Here is a 19,773-nt window from a genome sequence, read left to right as displayed (position 1 = left end):
ACAGCTGGCAAGACCGGCATGGAGTAAACGTCCGGTCGATGCGACAATGGGGTTCAACCGGATCCTCGTCCCCATGACAGATGCCTTGCCTGCGGCTTCCCCTGCCGCGCTTCCCGAAGTACTGTATTCCCGCCTGCTGGAAGACGCGCTCGACGCCGTCATCATCATCGACGAGCAATGCCGCATCTGCTATATCAATGGCGCCATGCAGGCGCTGTCGGGCTATGCCAGCGGCGAACTGCTGGGCCAGACCCTGAACGGCCTGCTGCCCGATGCGGTGGCCGCGCAGCACGATGATATGGTGATGGCCTATATCCGCAGTTCGCGCACCTCCAGCGTGCTGGGCAAAATCCGCGAGTTCGCCATCCGTCACCGCAATGCACAGATGATCCCGATCGAAATGAAAGCGCTGGACCTGGGCATGGTCGACGGCATGCGCTACTTCGGCGCCTTTCTGCTCGATGTGCGCGTACGGCGCGAGCTGGCGGCCAAGAACGCCAGCCTGCTGGCGCAGCTGGAACAGCAGGCGCTGTGCGATGCGCTGACGTCGCTGCCGAACCGGCGCGCCTATGAAGCGCAGGCCGAGCAGGCGATGGCGCGGGCCGCGCGTGGCGGCGGCCTGCTGGCGGTCGGCGTGGCCGATCTTGATCACTTCAAGAAAATCAACGACCGCCATGGTCATGCCGTCGGCGACGCTGTGCTGCGCACGGTGGCGCGGGTGTTGCGCGAGGCGGGCCGCGTGACCGATGTATGCGCGCGCCTGGGTGGCGAGGAATTCGGCCTGCTGTTCCCCGACGCCAGCCTGGAACAGGCCTGCAAGGTGGCCGAGCGCATCCGCGCGGCGGTGGCGGCCGCCCCCACGCCGCTGCCCGACGGCACGGCGCTGCATGTGACGATGAGCATCGGCGTGGCCATGCTGGGCCCCGGAATGACGCTCGACGCGGCCATGTCGGATGCCGACCGCGCCCTGTACCAGGCCAAGCACCAGGGCCGCGACCAGGTGGCCGCAGCCGGGTAAAGGCGTTACTCCACCGCCTTGAGCATGTCCTCGATCACCTTTTTCGCGTCGCCGAACACCATCATCGTATTGGCCTGGTAGAACAAATCATTGTCCAGGCCCGCATAGCCGGAGGCCATCGAACGCTTGTTGACGATGATGCTCTTGGCTTTGTACGCTTCCAGGATCGGCATGCCGGCGATCGGCGACTTGGGATCCTTCGCCGCCGGGTTGACGACATCGTTCGCGCCCAGCACCAGCACCACGTCGGTCTGGCCGAATTCACCGTTGATGTCCTCCATCTCGAACACCTGGTCGTACGGCACTTCGGCTTCGGCCAGCAGCACGTTCATGTGACCCGGCATGCGCCCGGCCACCGGGTGGATCGCATACTTGACGGTGACGCCCTTGTGGGTCAGCTTTTCCACCAGTTCTTTCAACGAATGCTGGGCGCGCGCCACGGCCAGGCCGTAGCCGGGCACGATGATCACGGTTTCCGCATTGCCCATGATAAAGGCGGCGTCGTCGGCCGACCCCGATTTCACGGGCCGCTGTTCCTGCGCACCGGCCGCACCGGCCGCCGGCGCGTCGCCACCGAAGCCGCCCAGGATCACGTTGAAGAAGGAGCGGTTCATCGCCTTGCACATGATGTACGACAGGATGGCACCCGACGAACCGACCAGGGAACCCGCGATGATCAGCATCGAGTTATTCAGCGAAAAGCCGATGCCGGCCGCCGCCCAGCCGGAATAACTGTTCAACATCGAGACCACCACCGGCATGTCGGCGCCGCCGATCGGAATGATGATCAGCACGCCCAGCGCAAAGGCGATGATGGCCATGATCACGAACGGCGTCCAGGCAGGCTGCACGCCGTCGGCGAAGCAGAACGCCAGGCCCAGGCCCACCATCACCAGCGCCAGCACCAGGTTGAGCATGTGCTGGCCCTTGAAGCTGACGGGCGCGCCCTGGAACAGGCGGAACTTGTATTTGCCCGACAGCTTGCCGAATGCGATCACCGAACCGGAAAACGTGATGGCGCCGACAAAGGTGCCGATGAACAGTTCGAAGCGGTTACCGATCGGCAGCGCCTGGCCCTGTTCGGCGATATTGAAGGCCCACGGTTCCGACACGGCCGCCACCGCGATGCAGACGGCCGCCAGGCCGATCAGCGAATGCATGGCCGCCACCAGTTCCGGCATCTTGGTCATTTCCACGGTTTTCGCCAGGTAGGCGCCGATCGCGCCGCCCGTCACGATGCCGATGATGACCAGGGTCAGGCCCATGCCGCCCGTCTGCTGCTCCTTCAGTTTCAGGATCAAAGCGACGGTGGTGACGGCGGCGATGGCCATGCCGGAAATCCCGAAGGCATTGCCGCGGCGCGCCGTGGCCGGTGATGACAGCCCTTTCAGGGCCTGGATAAAGCACACCGAGGCGATCAGGTACATCATCGTCACCAGGTTCATGGTGACGAAGCTCATGGCGTGGCTCATTGTTTATCCCCCTGCTTGGCCTTCGGTTCCTTTTTGCGGAACATCTCGAGCATGCGCTGGGTGACCATGAAGCCGCCGAACACATTGACCGCCGCCAGCGCCACGGCCAGGGTGCCGGCCGCCTGCGCCAGCGGGCCTTGCGTCAGGCCGGCGGCCAGCATGGCGCCGACGATGATGATGGCGGAAATGGCGTTGGTGACGGCCATCAGCGGCGTATGCAGCGCCGGCGTGACGGTCCAGACCACGTGGTAGCCCACATAAATGGCCAGCACGAAGATGATAAGGTTGGTGATGGTGTGACTGATATCCATGGTGCCGCTCTCCCGATGTCGATTGTTATTTTCTAACTTATTTGCGTAACACTTCGCCGCCCGTGCACACCAGGCTGGCCTTGATGATTTCATCCTCGCGGTCGATCAGGAGCGCATCGTCCTTGTCGAAGATCAGCTTCAGGAAGTCGAGCACGTTGCGCGCATACAGGGCCGAGGCGTCGGCCGCCACCAGGGTTGCCAGGTTCGGCTCGCCGACGATGTATACGCCGTGTTTCACCACCGTCTTGCCCAGCTCGGACAGCGGGCAGTTGCCGCCCTGCTCCACGGCCAGATCGACGATCACGGAACCGGGTTTCATCGCTTTCACCGTCTCTTCGGAGATCAGCACCGGCGCCGCGCGGCCGGGAATCAAGGCGGTGGTGATGATGATGTCGGCCAGTTTCGCCCGTTCATGCACCAGTTCGGCCTGGCGCCGCATCCAGTCGGCCGGCATCGCGCGCGCGTAGCCGCCCGAACCCTTGGCGATTTCCTTTTCCTCGTCGGTAAGGAAGGGCACGTCGAGGAATTTGGCACCCAGCGACTCGACTTGTTCCTTGACCGGAGGGCGCACGTCGGACGCTTCGATCACGGCGCCCAGGCGCTTGGCCGTGGCGATCGCCTGCAGGCCGGCCACGCCCACGCCCATGATCAGCACGCGCGCCGCCTTGACGGTGCCGGCCGCCGTCATCAGCATCGGCATGAAGCGCTGGTAGGTATTGGCCGCCACCAGCACCGCCTTGTAGCCGGCGATATTGGCTTGCGAGGACAGCACGTCCATCGACTGCGCGCGCGTGATGCGCGGCACGGCTTCCAGCGCGAAGGCGGACAGGCCGGCCGCCGCCATGGCGGCGATATTGTCGGCGTCAAACGGATTGAGCATGCCGATCAGCACCGTACCAAAGGCCATCAGCGCGCGTTCATCGGCGTCGGGGGCGCGCACCTTGAGCACGATGGCGCAGCCGTAGGCTTCCTGGGCGCTGCCGATCTGTGCGCCGGCGGCGGCGTAGGCCTCGTCGGGAATCGAGGCCTGCAGGCCCGCCCCCGCCTGCACGACGATCTGGTGCTTGGCCGCCAGCTTCTTGACGGTCTCGGGCGTGGCCGCGACCCGGGTTTCGCCGGGCCGCGTTTCGGCCGGTATGCCTATCCTCATGATGCCTCCAGAAATTATTAAACTGACTAGAATCTAACACGTAAACTGCGGCCGTAAACATTTGTGAAGCAGCAACTTATAGGCGCCTGGCACTAATTTTCGAAGAGCCGCCGCCTGCCGTGCCAGCACGGCTGCCGCGATAACTTGTGACAATTTCGCCACATCAAAGCATGCGTGCGCGCTTGTTTTGACCACGCAGAGCGCCTATATTGACGGGCGCACCGGGCGCCTGGCCGTCAACCTCGCCCATGCTAGTGCGCGCCGCCGGCACGATGTAAGTGCCTCTCCCTTTTATTTGCAAAAATGTTGTCTTTTATCAATATGTCGGTGCAAAGCGAGCCGGGTTCAGACCGTGCGCGCAGAACAAGATAAAATGTCGGCTCTTTCAAGGATGGATCATGCCGAGAATCTGGAAACCCTCTGTCACCGTTGCCGCCATCGTCGAGCGCGACGGCCTGTTTTTACTGATTGAAGAAGAGACCAGCGAGGGCGTCAAGATCAATCAACCGGCCGGCCACCTCGACCCGTTCGAGTCGCTGGAGCAGGCGGTGATCCGCGAAACGCTGGAAGAAGCGGCCTACGATTTCATCCCCACCGGCCTGGTCGGCATGTACATGTCGCGCTACCAGTCGGTGCGCACGGGCGAAGACGTCACGTATTTGCGCTTCACCTTTTGCGGCACCGCCGGCGCCGAGCATGACCGTCCGCTCGACGAAGGCATCCTCCGCACCATGTGGATGACGCGCGATGAACTGGCGGCCTGCCAGGACCGCCACCGCAGCCCGCTGGTGCTGCAATGCGTCGACGAATACCTGGAAGGCCGGCGCGCGCCGCTGGCGCTGCTGCACACGCATGCGTCTGTATTCAACAGCGCATAGCGATTATTCAAGTTATTGGAAAGCAAGATGAGCAAGAAGAAAGTCGTGATCGGCATGTCCGGCGGGGTCGATTCCTCGGTCGCCGCGTGGATGCTGAAGGAACAGGGCTATGAAGTGATCGGCCTGTTCATGAAAAACTGGGAAGACGACGACGATTCGGAATACTGCTCGACGCGCCAGGACTGGATCGACGCGGCCAGCGTGGCCGACGTGATCGGCGTCGATATCGAGGCCGTCAATTTCGCCGCCGAATACAAGGACCGCGTCTTCGCCGACTTCCTGCGCGAATACCAGGCCGGCCGCACGCCGAACCCGGACGTGCTGTGCAACGCCGAGATCAAGTTCAAGGCCTTCCTCGACCACGCCATGACCCTGGGCGCCGACCTGATCGCCACCGGCCACTATGCGCGCGTGCGCCAGGCGCCAGGCGACACCGCCCGCTACGAGCTGATGAAAGCCGTCGACGCCAGCAAGGATCAAAGTTATTTCCTGCACCGCCTGAACCAGGCGCAGTTGTCGAAGACCCTGTTCCCGCTCGGTGAAATCCCGAAGACGGAAGTGCGCAAGATCGCCGAAAAACTGGCGCTGCCGAACGCGCAGAAGAAGGATTCGACCGGCATCTGCTTTATCGGCGAGCGCCCGTTCCGCGAATTTTTGAACCGCTACCTGTCATACAAGCCGGGCCCGATGAAGACGGCCGACGGCAAGACCGTGGGCGAACACGTGGGCCTGAGCTTTTATACCCTGGGGCAGCGCAAGGGCATCGGCATCGGCGGCGTGAAGTCGTACCAGAACGCCGACGGCAGCAGCGACGCCTGGTATGTGGCGCGCAAGGATATCGTCAACAACACCCTGTACGTGGTGCAGGGCCATGACCATCCGTGGCTGCTGTCGCCGGCGCTGTCGGCCGACCAGGCCAGCTGGATCGCGGGCGTGGCGCCGCAGGCGGGCGCCCTGTCGGCCAAAACCCGCTACCGCCAGGCCGACGTGGCCTGCCAGCTGCTGCCGAACGGCGATGACTTGTTCGGCCTCGCCTTCGACCAGGCCCAGTGGGCGGTCACGCCCGGCCAGTCGGCGGTGCTGTATGACGGCGACGTGTGTCTGGGCGGCGGCATTATCGCCAGCGCCACCGGGTTGCTGTAATCAATTGTATGCATCAAGTTCAGTATCGACGCCTGAGAAAATCGTAGCGAGCGGCAGTGAGTTGTGGCCGAGAAGCGCAGCTGTACTTTAGTACAGCGAGCATCGCCGGCCGCAAATCGCGACGCGCAGTAGATTTAATCAGGCGTCCTTCTGAGCGGCGGCCAAGGCCTGCTGCTTGCGCACCATGGCGATGACGGTATTGCGCACGGTTTTCAGGACCGTGTCGGCCATGAACGGTTTGACGATAAAGCCGGACACGCCCATCGCGTGCGCCTGCTGCAGCGAGGCGGCGTCGATGCCGCCCGAGACCATGAAGATCAGCGTTTTCGGATACTGCTCGCGGATGGTCTGCACCACGTCGCTGCCGTCTTCCACCTGCTCGCGCGCGATGCACACGAAATGCGGGCGGTGCTTGACCAGCAGCGCCAGGCCCAGCGCGCTGGTATGGCCCTGGCCACACACATCGTAGCCGCCATCGGTCAGGACCGTGTTGAGCAGGCCGCGCGCCACGGCACTGCTATCGATCAGGACTGCCTTTAACATCATGATGACTTCCCTTGCTTGATTGTTGCCTGGCCCGCGATTACTTTTCCCACGCCAGCATATTCCATGTGACACCCAGCTTGACGTCGGTTTTCAGTTCGACGAGCTTTCTTGAAAGATACAGTATTTCGCGCTCTTTCCGCAGGCTTTCACCGAGCGCCCCGGGCAAAATGCCGGCGCCGGCCATCACGGCGTCGATATTGCCGTAGGCACGCAACAGTTTGGCGCCGGTTTTCAGGCCGATTTTCGCCACCCCGGGAATCGAGTCGGTGACGTCGCCCATCAGCGCCAGCAGGTCGGGCAGCAGCTCGGGCGGCACGCCGAATTTCTTCTCGACCCAGGCATGGTCGTGCCAGGCGCACTTGAAGTGGTCCCACACCAGCGCGCCGTGCGCGATCAGGCCATGCAAGTCCTTGTCGGTGGTGGCAATCACCGCCGCGCCGCGGCCTTCCTGCAGCCAGCGCATGACGGCCGTGCCGATCACGTCGTCCGCTTCCACTTCGGGGATGCTGACCACGTGCAGGCCGAAGCCGGCCAGGGTGGCGTAAAAGCCGGGCAAGGCGTCGCGCAGCACCTGCGGCATCGGCTGGCGCCCTTCGCGGTAGCCCGCATACAGGGCGTGGCGCCAGGTCGGGCCGCCATAGTCGAAAGCCGGCAGGATATGCGTCGGCTCGTGGTCGTTGATCAGGGTGCGGAAGGACGACAGCGCATGGCGCAGCGCGATCTCCGCCTTCAGGTCGGAATCGGGTTCAGGACTGGCTTCGTAGACGCGGCGTACGATATTCAAGCCGTCGATAGCGAGGAGTCGGGCCATGCGGTAGGTTGATGCTGGTTGAATCGCTCATTTTACCGTAGCGTGGCCCGGCGACAGCGATTACTTGGCGTAGTCGTACGGTCCGCCGCGCTCCAGCGCCCGTTGATACGCCGGCCGCGCATGGATGCGCTGCAAGAACGCCGTCAGTTTCGGCAGGCGCGCATCGAGCCCAGCGCGCGAGGCGGCCGCTTCCAGCGGAAAGCTCATCTGGATATCGGCGGCCGAGAACTCATTGCCGGCAAACCATTTGTTCTTGTCCAGTTCCGCTTCCATATACGCCAGCTGGTTGTCGATGTTCGGCTGCACGAAGGTGCTTTTGACTTTTTGCGCAATCCCGCGCGCGATCGGTTTGGCAAAAAACGGCATGGGATTGGCTTCGACCTTGTCGAACACCAGCTTCATCAGCAGCGGCGACATGGCCGAGCCTTCGGCGAAATGCAGCCAGTAGGTATAGCGCAGCTTTTCCGGCGTACCGGCGGCCGGGACCAGGCGGCCATTGCCGTAGCGCTCGACCAGGTACTCGATGATGGCGCCCGATTCGGCCACCGTATTGGCGCCATCGGTAATCACGGGCGACTTGCCCAGCGGGTGCACGGCCTTCAGGGCGGCCGGCGCCAGCATGGTTTTCGGATCGCGCTGGTAGCGCTTGACTTCATATTCCAGCCCCAGTTCCTCGAGCAGCCACAGCACGCGCTGCGAGCGCGAATTGTTAAGATGGTGGACAACGATCATGGTTCTCCCGTCAGCGATAAAGTGACTGCCAGTATAGCCGCCGCGCTTCGGGAGGGCCGCGCACGCGGCAGAACCAAAAAATATTGCGCACGATCAATATTTCAATTAACAACATCTTGCCGATCCATCATCTTGCTTATTCTTTAATTGCAAGGATCATCCGCGTGGATATCGACAACCAACCAGCAATCATCAAGCGTGAAGCGATCACCTTCAGCGCCACCGGCAGCGAATACTTTCGCATCTGGATCGTCAACCTGCTGCTGAGCATCGTCACCCTGGGCATTTATTCGGCCTGGGCCAAGGTGCGCCGCAACCGCTATTTCTACTCCAGCACCCACCTGGCCGGCAGCAGCTTCGAATACCATGGCAACGCGATTGCCATTTTGAAGGGCCGCATCGCCGCCGTGGTGCTGATCGCCGGCTACAACATCGCCTTCCAGGTCTCGCCTTTCATCGGCTTCATCATGTTCGTGCTGATGGCCGCCATCCTGCCCTGGCTGGTATGGAAAAGTCTGCAGTTCAAGCTGTACAACACCAGCTACCGCGGCATCCGCTTCGGCTTTGGCGGCAGCGCCAAACAGGCGTATCTGTACTTCCTGCTGCTGCCGATCCTGAACGCCTTCACCCTGGGCCTGCTGACGCCGTTCCTGCACCAGCGCATGAAGCGCTTCCAGCACACGGAAAGCCGTTTCGGCACCGCCCACTTCAGCTTTGACGCCACCGTCGGCAGCTTCTACAAGACCTATCTGCTGTTCTTCGTGATCCTGGTGGCCGGCCTGCTGGCGCTGATCTTCGTGGTGTTTGGCGGCGTATTTGCCGCCTTTGCCGCGAATGCCAACAACCCGGCCAAGGTCGGCAGCCTGCTGGTGGCTATCGGCGCGCTGTACCTGTGGGCGTTTACCGTGCTGCCGCTGTTCCTGACCATGATCCAGAACCTGATCTGGAACCATACGCGCCTGCAGCAGCACCAGTTCGCCTCGCAGCTGACCTGGGGCCGCACCACCTTCATCATGCTGACCAACCTGCTGGACATCGTCATCACGCTGGGCCTGTTTACGCCATTCGCCCATGTGCGCTGGCTGAAATACCGCCTGGAAGCGACCGCGCTGCTGGCGCACGGCAGCCTCGATGAATTCGTCGCCGCCACCGGCCAGCAGGTATCGGCCACCGGCGAAGGCGTGGTCGACCTGCTGGACTTCGACCTGTCGATCTGACGCGATGACCGAGCCAGTCTCCGCGCGCTACTTCGACGGCCAGACCTCGCGCCTGTACCACGTCACGCTTGCCGTGGACGCGGACCAGGCCGTGCTGGCCGGCGACATCGAGCGGCGCTGTCCGCTGGCGCAGCTGCATGTCTCCGAGCGCACCAGCCACGCCGTGCGCAAGGTCAGCTTTCCCGACGGCGCCTACCTGGAGATCACCGACCAGGCGGCCTTCAACAGCCTGCTGCACACCAGTGGCCACCGCGACAGCCTGGTGGTGCGGCTGCAGCAAAGCTGGCGCGCTACCGTGCTGGCCCTGCTGGCCACCGTGCTGGCGCTGTTCCTGTGCTACCAGTATGTGCTGCCGCTGGCGGCCAAGGGCCTGGCCTACGCGCTGCCGCCGGCGGTCGAGCGCCAGCTGGGCCAGGGCGTGCTGGACATGCTCGACCGCCACGTGTTCGCGCCCAGCGAGCTGGCGCAGGCGCGCCAGGACGGCTTGCGCGCGCAGTTCGCCCGCCTGGCCACGCCGGACGGCAGCCGGCTGGAACATCGCATCGTTTTCCGCAAAAGCAAGATCGGTCCGAACGCCTTCGCCCTGCCCTCGGGCGATATCGTGCTGACCGACGAAATGGTGGAACTGATGCCCGACGACCAGGCCATCATGGGCGTGCTGGCGCATGAACTGGGGCACCTGCAGCGGCGCCACCTGACGCGGCGCATCATCCAGACCTCGGCCGTCGGCGCCGGCGCGGCGCTGCTGTTCGGCGACGTCTCGACGGTGGTGGCGACCCTGCCGCCACTGCTGCTGGACCTGAAATACTCGCGCGACGTCGAACGCGAGGCCGACGACTATGCGATCGCCATGCTGCGCCATAACGGCATCGCGCTGGAACACCTGGCGCAGGTGTTCGTGGCGCTGGGCAAGTTTGACCATGACACGCCCTACCTGTCGAGCCACCCGGCCAGCGCGGAAAGAGTCGCGCGTATCCGCGCCGCACAATAGCCTGAACCACCGTGGCGGCAGCCGCCGCCACGGCCTTTGCAAATCACCGGTACACTCTGCGGCTAGAGCGACCTTACCGGAGTGTCCATGCCCCTAGTTTCCATCCGCTACCTGACCCTGATTGCGACGGCAGCCATCTTTGTTCTCTCCCTGTTCTTCTACGATCATTACTGGCTGCCGCTGCTGGCCGGCGCGCTGACTTTGCTGGGCGTCAGCGACCTGCTGCAAACCAAACACGCGCTGCGCCGCAACTATCCCATCCTCGCGCATTTCCGCTATACCTTTGAAAGCGTGCGCCCCGAGATCCGCCAGTATTTCCTGGAGAGCGACAGCGAGGCCACGCCGTTTTCGCGCAACCAGCGCAGCATCGTCTACCAGCGGGCCAAGCAGGAAACCGACAAGCGCCCGTTCGGCACCCAGCTCGATGTGTACCAGGCCGGCTATGAATGGATCAACCATTCGATCGCACCGGCCGTCGTCACCGGCCATGACTTCCGCATCGAGATCGGCAACCATCCCGATTGCCCGCGCGCCCGGCCGTATTCGGCCAGCGTGTTCAATATCTCGGCGATGAGCTTTGGCGCGCTGTCGGCCAATGCCATCCTGGCGCTGAACGGCGGCGCGAAGCGCGGCGGCTTCATGCACGATACGGGCGAAGGCAGCATCAGTCCCCACCACCGCGCCAATGGCGGCGACCTGGTCTGGGAAATCGGCTCCGGCTACTTCGGCTGCCGCAACCCGGACGGCAGCTTTTCGGAAGAGCGCTTTGTCGCCAACGCCAGCGCGGAACAGGTAAAAATGATCGAGCTGAAAATGTCGCAGGGCGCCAAGCCGGGCCACGGCGGCGTGCTGCCGGGGCCGAAGGTGACGATCGAGATCGCCGTCACGCGCGGCGTGGAAGCAGGCGTCGACTGCATCTCGCCGGCCGCCCACAGCGCCTTTTCCACGCCGGTCGAGATGCTGCACTTTATCGAGCGCCTGCGCAATCTGTCGGGCGGCAAGCCGACCGGCTTCAAGCTGGCCATCGGCCACCCGTGGGAATTTTTCGGCATCGTGAAAGCCATGCTGGCGACCGGCATCACGCCCGACTTCATCGTCGTCGACGGCAGCGAAGGCGGCACCGGCGCGGCGCCGCTGGAATTTACCGACCATGTCGGCACGCCCTTGCAGGAAGCGCTGGTGCTGGTGCATAACACCCTGGTCGGCGCCAACCTGCGCGAAAAGATCAAGATCGGCTGCTCGGGCAAGATCATCACCGCCTTCGACATCGCGCGCCTGCTGGCGCTGGGCGCCGACTGGTGCAATTCGGCGCGCGGCTTCATGTTCGCGCTGGGCTGCATCCAGTCGCAAAGCTGCCATACCGACCGCTGCCCGACCGGCGTGGCCACGCAGGACCCGCAGCGCCAGCGCGCGCTGGTGGTGCCCGACAAGATCGAACGGGTGGCCCACTTCCACCAGAATACCCTGAAGGCGCTGGCCGAGTTGATCGCCGCCGCCGGCCTGGCCCATCCGCAGGAACTGCGCCCGCACCACCTGGTGCGGCGCATCTCGCCCAACCAGGTGCGGCTGGCGTCGGCCCTGCTGCCCTTCCTGGAGCCGGGCCAGCTGCTGGACCCGGACCAGTTGCCCAAGCTGCCGCCCGTGTTCGGCCTGTACTGGCCGAAGGCGCAGGCGGAGTCGTTCAAATCACTGGACTGACAAGCCATAATACCAATTACAAACCACTTGCCCTTTTTTTCGAATCCAATACAATACCAGGCAGACGACGTACCATCATAACGACCGGAGAGTGGCAATGGAGCAGGGCTTGCGCGAAAAAATAGGACAGCTGTTCATGGTGGGCTTCGACGCCCTGGAAGCGAATGACCATATCAAGACGCTGATCCGGCAACACAGGGTCGGCGGCGTGATCCTGTTTCGCCGCAATGTGCACACGCCACAGCAGGTATCCGCCCTGTGCCGCGAACTGCAGGAAATCAATGCGGAAGTCTCCGATATTCCCCTCCTGATCTCGATCGACCAGGAAGGCGGCATGGTGATGCGCATCGAACAGGGCGTCACGCCCATCCCGGCCGCGATGGCCTTCCAGGCGGCCGGCTCGATCGCGGACTGCGAACGCCTGAACCAAGTCAGCGGCGACGAGATGCGCCAGGTCGGCATCAACATGCTGCTCGCGCCCGTGCTCGACGTGAACAACAACCGCAGCAACCCGGTGATCGGCGTGCGCGCCTATGGCGAAGACGCCGCCACCGTGATCGACTACGGCATGGCCGCCATGCGCGGCCAGCAGTCGACCGGCGTGGCCGTCACCGCCAAGCACTTCCCCGGCCACGGCGACACCGCCACCGATACGCATTACGCGATGGCGCTGGTGCCGCATGACAAAGCGCGATTGCACGCGGTGGAACTGGCGCCGTTCCGCGCGGCGATCGCCGCGGGTGTCGACGCCATCATGACGGCGCACGTGGTGTTCCCCGCCTTCGAAGCCGACACCAGCGTGCCGGCCACCCTGTCGAAAGGGGTGCTGACCGATTTGCTGCGCGGCGAGATGCAATACGACGGCGTGGTGATTTCCGACTGCCTGGAAATGGCGGCGATCGCCGACGGCGTGGGCATCAGCGGCGGCGCCATCGCCACCTTGCAGGCCGGCGCCGATATCGTGCTGATCTCGCACCGCGAAGCGCAGCAGCAGGCGGCGATCGAGGCGGTGGTGGCGGCGGTGGAAAGCGGCGCGATCCCCCTCGCGCGCATCGACGAAGCGCTGGCGCGCGTGGCAAAGCTCAAGCGCGTGCACGCGGTGCGCGACTGGCGGCAGCGCGCCGTCACGCCGCCGGCGCTGATGCGCCCCGAGGCGATGGCGCTGGCAAAACAGGTGCAGCAGGCGGCGCTGCGGGTAGAGGGAGCTTATCGCCCGCTGGACGCGGACTTGCCGGTGACCCTGATCACGGTGGAAGTGCGTTCGCGCAGCGAGATCGATGAAGTGGCGCTGGGCCGCAACAAGGAAGCGCGCAGCTCGATGCTGCCGGCGCTGCTGGCGGCCGGCCTGGACGTGCGCGAGTTTGCGCTGTCGGCCCAGGCCGAACCGGAGGAAGTGGACGCCGCCATCGCCTTTGCGCAAGGCGCGCGGCAGATCGTGCTGCAGACCTATAACGCCCTGTTCATCGATGGCCAGCGCCGCCTGGTGGACGCCCTGCCGCACGACAGGCTGTGGCTGGTGGCGGGCCGCCTGCCCTACGACCTGGACCTGGCGCCGGAAGCGCAGGGCCGCCTGGCCGCCTTCGGCTGCCGCCCGGCCGCCTTGGCGCCGGTGGTGGACAAGCTGGCCGGCCAGGCTTGATCAAGCCGCGGCGGGGTCGAAGGCCACGCCCGTCATCCGCTCGCTGAGCGCCCATAGCCGGCGCGACAGTTGCGGATCGACGGCGCTGCGGCGCACGCCCGCTCCCATGCCGTCGTCGGCCATCACGCAAGCGATATCGCAGTCCTCGCAATACACGCCGCCCATGCCGTCGAGCTGGGCGCTGGTGGCGCACCAGACAGCCGTCGCCGCGCCCTGCTGCACGGTCTTGAAGTTGGACTCGGGCGGCGGATTGACGCGGTCGTGTTCATCGAGCGCGCCCACCCTGCGCAAGTCTTCCAGGTCCAGATGGCGCGCCAGCGGCGTCAGGATGGAGCCCGGATGCAGCGAAAACGCCCGCACGCCGTGCGCGGCCCCAAGACGATCGAGTTCCACCGCAAACAGCGCGTTGGCGTTTTTCGACTGCGCGTAGGCCTGCCATTTGTCGTACGGCCGATGCTGGAAATGCGGATCGGTCAAATCGATGGGCGCGATCACATGGCCGCGCGACGAGACCGACACCACGCGCGCGCCATTCGCCCGCCGCAGGGCCGGCCACAAACGCGCCGTCAATTGAAAATGGCCCAGGTGATTGGTGGCGAATTGCGCCTCGTAGCCGCGCGCATCGCGCCGCAAGGGGCAAGCCATGATGCCCGCGCTGTTGACCAGCATGTGCAACGGCGCGCCGGTGGCCAGAAAAGCGCTGGCGAAGGCGTCGATCGAGGACGGATCGAGCAGGTCCAGCGCGGCGATGTCGACGCCGGCAATGCCCTGCAGCGCCAGCTGCGCCTGCGCCAGGTCGCGGCCAGGCACGGTGACGCGGGCGCCGGCGCCGGCCAGCACACGCACGGTTTCCAGGCCCAGGCCGGAATAGCCGCCCGTGACGATGGCGTGCCGGCCAGATAAATCACGCCCGGCCAGTGCCTCGATGGCGGTGGTCTGCGCGCCCAAGCCTGAGTGCAATGCGATTTGAGGAGTAGCAATGGTGCTCATGTCTGCCTTGTGGTGAATGGTGTGACCATCATTGTGCGCGTCAAGGCCTGGACTGTGAATGCAGTAAAATCCGTAGTTCTATCGCCATCGTCCAAAAAGAACACCATGGATTTGCTGTCCGACGTGCTGTCGCTGTTCGACACGCGCAGCTCGCACTTTGCCGGCCTGCGCGCCGGCGGCGACTGGGCGATCGCCTTTCCGCCACCCGACGGCATCAAGTTCAATGCCGTGCGCGAGGGCAGTTGCTGGCTCGGCGTGGAAGGCGTCGAGACCGCCGTGCAGCTGCATACGGGCGACTGCTTTTTGCTGGCGCCGGGGCGCGCGTTTACGCTGGCCAGCACGCCGGGCTGGCCAGCGGCCGATGCGCTGCAGGTGTACCGCCATGCCGAGCATGGCGTGGCCAGTCATGGCGCCGGCGAGAAGGATTTTTTCCTGGTCGGTGGACGCTTTGCGTTTGGCGACGAAGCGGCCATCCTGCTCGACTGCCTGCCGCCGCTGATCCATGTGCGCGCCGACACCGACCAGGCCGGCGTGCTGCACTGGAGCTTGCAGCGCCTGGCGCAGGAACTGCAGGCCACCGCGCCCGGCGCCGCGCTGATGACGCGCCACCTGGGCCACATGATGCTGCTGCAGGTCTTGCGCCAGTACCTGGCGGCGCAGACCACGCAGCCGGCAGGCTGGCTGTTTGCGCTGGCCGACCCCAGGCTGCGCGCCGCCATCGAGGCGATGCATGCGCAGCCGGCGCGGCGCTGGACGCTGGCGCAACTGGCCGCCGTCGCCACGCAGTCACGCTCGGCGTTCGCCCTGCATTTCAAGACCCGGGTGGGCGTCGCGCCGCTGGAATATCTGCTGCGCTGGCGCATGCGCCTGGCCACCCGCCGCCTGAAGGACGGCAATGCCACCATCACCTCGATTGCGCAGGCGCTCGGCTACGAATCGGACAGCGCCTTCAGCCACGCCTTCAAGCGCGTGATGGCGTGTTCGCCGCGGCAGTACCGTCAACAGCACGCCGGCGCGCAGGCGTAAAAAAACCCGCACACGGCGGGTTTGTTTTCAGCGCGGAGGCGATGTGGGCAAGGCCGCCACCGCCAGCAAGGCAAACGGCCCCAGCAACAGGCCGATGCCGAACCACAGGCCGCCGTGGCGCCCGCGCCGGCTGGCCAGGAAGCAGGTGGCCAGCGCAAACAGGAACATGAACATCAACAGGATTGCCATGGCTACTCCTTTACGCTGTATCTATAAGGCAATAGTAGCGCAGTAGCACGCTTAACGCTGCACCTGCATCAGGATCACGCGTTTTTTGCCGGCGCCGCCGTCATCGGCCGACGGCGGCGCCGGCGTATCGCAGGAGCCGCAGGAACCGCAGCCGCTGCCGCAGCCCGGCCCGACCTTGAACAGCACCGACATCTTTGCCTCGTTCAGGCCGCAGCGCACCAGGCCGCGCACGATGGCGCGGCGGGCGCCGGCCGGCAGGTACTTGGTGCAAAAGTGCAGCAGCGCGGCTGCGACGATCAGGGTGACGATCAGGGTTTGCCACATACAGGTCTCCTCAGGCGCCCAGCAGCAGGGCGACGCGGTAAGTAATGAACGAGGCGCCATAGGCCAGCGCGAACATGTAGCCGGCCATCAGCAGCGGATAGCGCCAGCCGCCCGTTTCGCGTTTCACGACCGACAGGGTCGACAGACACTGCGGCGCGAACACGTACCAGGCCAGCAGCGACAGGGCGGTGGCCATCGACCACGAATGGGCGATCAGCGGCTCCAGGGTCGAGGCCAGCGCGTCGCCGCTTTGCGACAGCGCGTACACGGTACCCAGGGCGCCGACGGCCACTTCGCGCGCGGCCATGCCCGGCACCAGCGCGATGCAGATCTGCCAGTTGAAGCCGATCGGCGCGAAGATCACTTCCAGGCCGCGGCCCAGGATGCCGGCCAGGCTGTAGTAGATCGGCGGATGGATCGCGTTGTCCGGCGGGCCGGGGAAGGTGCTGAGGAACCACAGGATGATCATCAGGGTCAGGATGATGGTACCGACGCGCGTCAGGAAGATCTTGGCGCGTTCCCACAGGCTGACGGCCAGGTTGCGCAGGTGCGGCCAGTGATAGCTGGGCAGCTCCAGCAGCAAGGCCTGCTTGGTCTTGCTGCCCATGCTGCGCTTCATGACCCAGGCCACGGCCATGGCCGAGATGATGCCGGCAAAGTACAGCGTAAACAGCACCAGGCCCTGCAGGCTGAGGATGCCCCACACCTGCTGCTCGGGAATGAAGGCGGCGATGATCAGGGCATACACGGGCAGGCGCGCCGAGCAGGTCATCAGCGGCGCGATCATGATGGTGACCAGGCGGTCGCGCGGATTCTGGATGGTGCGCGCCGCCATCACGCCGGGAATCGCGCAGGCAAAGCTCGACAGCAGCGGAATGAAGGCGCGGCCGGACAAGCCCACACCGCCCATCATGCGGTCGAGCAGAAAGGCCGCACGCGGCAGGTAGCCGCAGTCTTCCAGGCTCAGGATGAAGAAGAACAGGATCAGAATTTGCGGCAGGAACACCAGCACGCTGCCGACGCCGCCGATCACGCCTTCGACCAGCAGGCTCTTCAAATGACCGTCGGGCATGTTCGCCGTCAGGATGGCGCCCAGCTGCTCGACGCCGCCGGTGATCATTTCCATCGGCGTGGCGGCCCAGGTAAATACGGCCTGGAAGATCAGGAACATCAGCACGGCCAGGATGATCGGGCCGAACACGGGGTGCAGCACCACATTGTCGATTTTTTCCGTCAGGTTGCCGCTGTCGGCGGCGTCGTTGCTGACGGCGGCCAGGATGCGGCGCACTTCGCGCTGGGTCTCTTCCACCGACACGCTGTCGATGTTTGACAGCGGCTGCGGATCGGCCGGCGGCAGCGGCAGCATGGCGTCGATGGCGGCCAGCAGCGCTTTTTCGCCGTCGTGCTGCACGGCGATGGTCTCGACCACCGGCATGCCCAGTTCCTGCGACAGTTTGGCCGTGTCGATCAGCATGCCGCGCTTTTTCGCCACGTCGGTCATGTTCAGCGACAGCAGCATCGGCAGGCCCAGGCGCTTGACTTCCAGCACCAGGCGCAGATTGAGGCGCAAATTGGTGGCGTCGACCACGCAGATGATGGCGTCCGGCCGCGGATCGCCGGGGCGCAGGCCGCCGACCACGTCGCGCGTGATGGCTTCATCGGGGGTGGTCGGCGACAGGCTGTAGGCGCCCGGCAAGTCGAGTATGCGCACCGGCTTGCCGGCCGGCGAGGTGAAATGGCCTTCCTTGCGCTCGATGGTGACACCGGCGTAGTTCGCCACTTTCTGGCGCGAACCGGTCAGGCGGTTGAACAGCGCGGTCTTGCCGCAGTTCGGATTGCCCAGCAGGGCGATTTGTGGCTGGTGCGTCGGCTTGTGCAAGCCGGCACCGGTGATGTTTTCTACGGCACCCATAATTGTTCCGGTTAAATCAGCGGTTGAATCGTGATCAGCGCCGCTTCAAAGCGGCGCAGTGCGAACGTGGCGTTGCCCACGCGGATGGCGAGCGGGTCGCCGCCGGGCAGGCCGCGCTTGAGCATGCGGATCCGTTCGCCGGGTACGAATCCCAGCTCCATCAACCTGCGCGCAAGGTCGACGCCGTCTTCCATCTGGTCCGCCGGCAAGGGCGTGATATGCAACACCGTACCGCTCTGGCCAACCGCCAGCGCGTCGAGCGTCATCAAATTTGGAACTAGAGTCATGAGCAATTCCGTTCAAGTAGTAAGACATTCCACGACTATGTTGTGAAATGCCGACAACCGGGCCTGAAAAAGAGGGGCAGGCGCCGACCGTCCGAGACAATACCAGCATTATAAGCACGAATGCGAATTGTTTTTATTTAGCCCCACGGATGGCCTCTGATCAAGGCCGTAATGCCCGGCCGGCGGGCTGCGGCCCGCAGCCCGCCCCACCGCCACGATCAAGCCGGCGCATCAAATCGCTTGCAAAGTCAGCGTCTTTGCGAGACAATTGAAACGTAATGATAATGATTCTCATTAAAACGATAGCAACAGTGTCGGGTGAGACCAGTTTTTCTTCTTGTGTTTCCTGTGACTTTATCCAGAAGGTGCATCAATGATTGTATGTGTCTGCAACAACATATCTGATCGTGAAATTCGTCAAGCCGTCGACCTGGGCCTATCCACCATGGCCGAGCTGCGCCGTGACCTGGGCGTTGCCACCTGCTGCGGCAAATGCCATACCTGCGCGCGGGAAGTGCTTGCCACCCACCTCGATGCCACCATGGGCGCCACCGCAGCCCTGCGTGAAACGGTCATCTCGCGCACCGAGGTTCCTGTCTTTACCAATTAAAAAAAGAAAGCGATGAACGCCATGACGATGATGCCCCCGCCCATTACGGTGCAGGCTGTGGAACAATTTGCCGTCTTCGAGAAGAAGCGAAGCAAGTTCGTGCCGCTGACGCTCATCCTCGTGCTGCACGTGGCCGCTTTCTACGCCATCCAGAGCGGCTTGCTGAGCCGTGTGGTCAGCGCGGCCATGCCGACCATCACCACCGTCAGCATCATCGCGCCACCGGCGCCGCCGAAGCCGCCAACGCCATCCGTACCGAAGACGGTGGAACTGAGCGCGCCCATGCCGCGCGCCGTGATTCCACCGCTGCCGATGATCGCCGTGGCACCGACCGAGCCGACCATCACGCCGCCGCAGCCAAGCCGCGCCGAAGCGGCGCCGCCGGCCACCAGCGCGCCGGCCGCGCCATCGACGCCGGCGCCATCGCCGCCGGCCCCATCCACGCCGCGTACCGTCAGCAGCGTCGAATACATCAAGGCGCCGCAACTGGTCTACCCGAATTTGTCGCGCCGCCTGGGCGAAAGCGGCACCGTGGTGCTGCGTATCCTGATCAATGAAAAAGGCTTGCCCGAGCAAATCCTCGTACATAAATCGACCGGCTACAGCAACCTCGACGAAGCGGGCCGCCAGGCCGCCATGCGCGCGCTGTTCAAGCCGATGATCGAAAACGGCAAGCCGGTGCCGGTGTATGTGCTCGTACCCCTGACGTTCCAACTGAGCTAGCCTCCCGCGGCCTCGCGCCGCCGCCAGCCGCAAGCATCGCACCGTGTGCCCTGCTTGCTTTTTCGCGCCCTTTTTTAGTCAAGCGATTTGCTTGTTGAGTCTGCCA

The 19,773-nt window shown here is 64.3% G+C and carries 21 protein-coding genes; 10 read left to right on the top strand and 11 right to left on the bottom strand.

The window, feature by feature from the left end; all coding sequences use genetic code 11:
* Positions 1-73: 73 nt before the first annotated feature.
* A complete protein-coding gene (locus tag Q8L25_RS06555) occupies positions 74-1,018 on the top strand; it encodes a sensor domain-containing diguanylate cyclase (RefSeq protein ID WP_308924090.1) in 945 nt (314 codons plus the stop codon).
* A gap of 5 nt (positions 1,019-1,023) precedes the next feature.
* Here Q8L25_RS06555 and Q8L25_RS06550 read toward each other — a convergent pair whose 3' ends face one another.
* Genes Q8L25_RS06550 through Q8L25_RS06540 form a run of 3 tightly spaced genes read right to left on the bottom strand, consistent with a single transcriptional unit; the run spans position 1,024 to position 3,951 of the window.
* The gene (locus tag Q8L25_RS06550) at positions 1,024-2,478 is read right to left on the bottom strand and encodes an NAD(P)(+) transhydrogenase (Re/Si-specific) subunit beta (protein WP_308925666.1); all 1,455 of its coding nucleotides are present in this window, start codon (positions 2,476-2,478) and stop codon (positions 1,024-1,026) included.
* An 8-nt stretch (positions 2,479-2,486) separates the two neighbouring features.
* On the bottom strand, positions 2,487-2,801 hold the full coding sequence (locus tag Q8L25_RS06545; RefSeq protein ID WP_308924089.1) for an NAD(P) transhydrogenase subunit alpha: 315 nt from the start codon (positions 2,799-2,801) through the stop codon (positions 2,487-2,489).
* A 37-nt stretch (positions 2,802-2,838) separates the two neighbouring features.
* Positions 2,839-3,951: a Re/Si-specific NAD(P)(+) transhydrogenase subunit alpha gene (locus Q8L25_RS06540; RefSeq protein WP_308924088.1), complete on the bottom strand. Its 1,113-nt coding sequence runs from the start codon at positions 3,949-3,951 to the stop codon at positions 2,839-2,841.
* Positions 3,952-4,349: 398 nt separating this feature from the next.
* Here Q8L25_RS06540 and Q8L25_RS06535 point away from each other — a divergent pair, with 398 nt between their 5' ends.
* Both Q8L25_RS06535 and mnmA read left to right on the top strand, forming a co-directional pair.
* Entirely contained in the window at positions 4,350-4,829 is a 480-nt protein-coding gene (locus Q8L25_RS06535) for an NUDIX hydrolase (RefSeq protein WP_094442262.1), read from the top strand.
* Positions 4,830-4,856: 27 nt separating this feature from the next.
* Complete coding sequence (gene mnmA / locus Q8L25_RS06530) at positions 4,857-5,972, top strand: tRNA 2-thiouridine(34) synthase MnmA (protein ID WP_308924087.1); 1,116 nt, start codon at positions 4,857-4,859, stop codon at positions 5,970-5,972.
* A gap of 138 nt (positions 5,973-6,110) precedes the next feature.
* Here mnmA and Q8L25_RS06525 read toward each other — a convergent pair whose 3' ends face one another.
* The 3 genes from Q8L25_RS06525 to Q8L25_RS06515 are packed head-to-tail and all read right to left on the bottom strand — an operon-like array spanning position 6,111 to position 8,061.
* Positions 6,111-6,515: a response regulator gene (locus Q8L25_RS06525; RefSeq protein ID WP_308925665.1), complete on the bottom strand. Its 405-nt coding sequence runs from the start codon at positions 6,513-6,515 to the stop codon at positions 6,111-6,113.
* 40 nt (positions 6,516-6,555) lie between these two features.
* Positions 6,556-7,329 (bottom strand): 5'-3' exonuclease, encoded by a 774-nt coding sequence (locus Q8L25_RS06520; protein ID WP_308924086.1) that lies wholly within the window; start codon positions 7,327-7,329, stop codon positions 6,556-6,558.
* Positions 7,330-7,389: 60 nt separating this feature from the next.
* Positions 7,390-8,061 (bottom strand): glutathione S-transferase, encoded by a 672-nt coding sequence (locus Q8L25_RS06515; protein ID WP_308924085.1) that lies wholly within the window; start codon positions 8,059-8,061, stop codon positions 7,390-7,392.
* A gap of 164 nt (positions 8,062-8,225) precedes the next feature.
* On the opposite strand from Q8L25_RS06515, the gene Q8L25_RS06510 reads away from it, so the two are divergent.
* The 4 genes from Q8L25_RS06510 to nagZ all read left to right on the top strand — a co-directional run bounded on the left by Q8L25_RS06510 (position 8,226) and on the right by nagZ (position 13,606).
* A complete protein-coding gene (locus tag Q8L25_RS06510; protein WP_308924084.1) occupies positions 8,226-9,278 on the top strand; it encodes a YjgN family protein in 1,053 nt (350 codons plus the stop codon).
* 4 nt (positions 9,279-9,282) lie between these two features.
* Entirely contained in the window at positions 9,283-10,269 is a 987-nt protein-coding gene (locus tag Q8L25_RS06505; protein ID WP_308924083.1) for a M48 family metallopeptidase, read from the top strand.
* 87 nt (positions 10,270-10,356) lie between these two features.
* The gene (locus Q8L25_RS06500) at positions 10,357-11,967 is read left to right on the top strand and encodes an FMN-binding glutamate synthase family protein (protein WP_308924082.1); all 1,611 of its coding nucleotides are present in this window, start codon (positions 10,357-10,359) and stop codon (positions 11,965-11,967) included.
* Between the two features lie 109 nt (positions 11,968-12,076).
* Positions 12,077-13,606 (top strand): beta-N-acetylhexosaminidase, encoded by a 1,530-nt coding sequence (gene nagZ / locus Q8L25_RS06495; protein WP_308924081.1) that lies wholly within the window; start codon positions 12,077-12,079, stop codon positions 13,604-13,606.
* Here the strand turns inward: nagZ and Q8L25_RS06490 are convergent, their stop codons facing one another.
* Positions 13,607-14,587, bottom strand: a complete 981-nt coding sequence (locus Q8L25_RS06490) for an oxidoreductase (RefSeq protein WP_374694292.1) — start codon at positions 14,585-14,587, stop codon at positions 13,607-13,609. It lies immediately after the preceding gene.
* A gap of 114 nt (positions 14,588-14,701) precedes the next feature.
* Here Q8L25_RS06490 and Q8L25_RS06485 point away from each other — a divergent pair, with 114 nt between their 5' ends.
* A complete protein-coding gene (locus tag Q8L25_RS06485) occupies positions 14,702-15,622 on the top strand; it encodes an AraC family transcriptional regulator (protein WP_308924079.1) in 921 nt (306 codons plus the stop codon).
* 27 nt (positions 15,623-15,649) lie between these two features.
* On the opposite strand, the gene Q8L25_RS06480 is transcribed toward Q8L25_RS06485, so the two are convergent.
* Genes Q8L25_RS06480 through Q8L25_RS06465 form a run of 4 tightly spaced genes read right to left on the bottom strand, consistent with a single transcriptional unit; the run spans position 15,650 to position 18,334 of the window.
* Complete coding sequence (locus Q8L25_RS06480; protein ID WP_308924078.1) at positions 15,650-15,811, bottom strand: hypothetical protein; 162 nt, start codon at positions 15,809-15,811, stop codon at positions 15,650-15,652.
* Between the two features lie 51 nt (positions 15,812-15,862).
* On the bottom strand, positions 15,863-16,135 hold the full coding sequence (locus Q8L25_RS06475; RefSeq protein ID WP_308924077.1) for a hypothetical protein: 273 nt from the start codon (positions 16,133-16,135) through the stop codon (positions 15,863-15,865).
* 10 nt (positions 16,136-16,145) lie between these two features.
* Positions 16,146-18,047, bottom strand: a complete 1,902-nt coding sequence (locus Q8L25_RS06470; RefSeq protein WP_308924076.1) for a ferrous iron transporter B — start codon at positions 18,045-18,047, stop codon at positions 16,146-16,148.
* 11 nt (positions 18,048-18,058) lie between these two features.
* Entirely contained in the window at positions 18,059-18,334 is a 276-nt protein-coding gene (locus Q8L25_RS06465; protein WP_308924075.1) for a FeoA family protein, read from the bottom strand.
* A 373-nt stretch (positions 18,335-18,707) separates the two neighbouring features.
* Between Q8L25_RS06465 and Q8L25_RS06460 the strand changes: the two genes are divergently transcribed.
* A complete protein-coding gene (locus tag Q8L25_RS06460) occupies positions 18,708-18,944 on the top strand; it encodes a (2Fe-2S)-binding protein (protein WP_308924074.1) in 237 nt (78 codons plus the stop codon).
* 21 nt (positions 18,945-18,965) lie between these two features.
* Positions 18,966-19,667 carry an energy transducer TonB gene (locus Q8L25_RS06455; RefSeq protein WP_308924073.1) on the top strand — a complete coding sequence of 234 codons (702 nt, stop codon included), beginning with the start codon at positions 18,966-18,968 and terminating at the stop codon, positions 19,665-19,667.
* Positions 19,668-19,773 lie beyond the last annotated feature (106 nt).

The sequence above is a fragment of the Janthinobacterium sp. J1-1 genome (assembly GCF_030944405.1).
Classification (GTDB): Bacteria; Pseudomonadota; Gammaproteobacteria; order Burkholderiales; family Burkholderiaceae_D; genus Janthinobacterium.
This window is presented reverse-complemented; position numbering and strand designations above follow the sequence as displayed.

Coding starts and splice junctions, on each gene's coding strand:
- Q8L25_RS06555 (WP_308924090.1), top strand. CDS start 74: ATGACAGATGCCTTGCCTGCGGCTTCCCCTGCCGCGCTTCCCGAAGTA.
- Q8L25_RS06550 (WP_308925666.1), bottom strand. CDS start 2,478: ATGAGCTTCGTCACCATGAACCTGGTGACGATGATGTACCTGATCGCC.
- Q8L25_RS06545 (WP_308924089.1), bottom strand. CDS start 2,801: ATGGATATCAGTCACACCATCACCAACCTTATCATCTTCGTGCTGGCC.
- Q8L25_RS06540 (WP_308924088.1), bottom strand. CDS start 3,951: ATGAGGATAGGCATACCGGCCGAAACGCGGCCCGGCGAAACCCGGGTC.
- Q8L25_RS06535 (WP_094442262.1), top strand. CDS start 4,350: ATGCCGAGAATCTGGAAACCCTCTGTCACCGTTGCCGCCATCGTCGAG.
- mnmA (WP_308924087.1), top strand. CDS start 4,857: ATGAGCAAGAAGAAAGTCGTGATCGGCATGTCCGGCGGGGTCGATTCC.
- Q8L25_RS06525 (WP_308925665.1), bottom strand. CDS start 6,515: ATGTTAAAGGCAGTCCTGATCGATAGCAGTGCCGTGGCGCGCGGCCTG.
- Q8L25_RS06520 (WP_308924086.1), bottom strand. CDS start 7,329: ATGGCCCGACTCCTCGCTATCGACGGCTTGAATATCGTACGCCGCGTC.
- Q8L25_RS06515 (WP_308924085.1), bottom strand. CDS start 8,061: ATGATCGTTGTCCACCATCTTAACAATTCGCGCTCGCAGCGCGTGCTG.
- Q8L25_RS06505 (WP_308924083.1), top strand. CDS start 9,283: ATGACCGAGCCAGTCTCCGCGCGCTACTTCGACGGCCAGACCTCGCGC.
- Q8L25_RS06500 (WP_308924082.1), top strand. CDS start 10,357: ATGCCCCTAGTTTCCATCCGCTACCTGACCCTGATTGCGACGGCAGCC.
- Q8L25_RS06485 (WP_308924079.1), top strand. CDS start 14,702: ATGGATTTGCTGTCCGACGTGCTGTCGCTGTTCGACACGCGCAGCTCG.
- Q8L25_RS06480 (WP_308924078.1), bottom strand. CDS start 15,811: ATGGCAATCCTGTTGATGTTCATGTTCCTGTTTGCGCTGGCCACCTGC.
- Q8L25_RS06475 (WP_308924077.1), bottom strand. CDS start 16,135: ATGTGGCAAACCCTGATCGTCACCCTGATCGTCGCAGCCGCGCTGCTG.
- Q8L25_RS06470 (WP_308924076.1), bottom strand. CDS start 18,047: ATGGGTGCCGTAGAAAACATCACCGGTGCCGGCTTGCACAAGCCGACG.
- Q8L25_RS06465 (WP_308924075.1), bottom strand. CDS start 18,334: ATGACTCTAGTTCCAAATTTGATGACGCTCGACGCGCTGGCGGTTGGC.
- Q8L25_RS06460 (WP_308924074.1), top strand. CDS start 18,708: ATGATTGTATGTGTCTGCAACAACATATCTGATCGTGAAATTCGTCAA.
- Q8L25_RS06455 (WP_308924073.1), top strand. CDS start 18,966: ATGACGATGATGCCCCCGCCCATTACGGTGCAGGCTGTGGAACAATTT.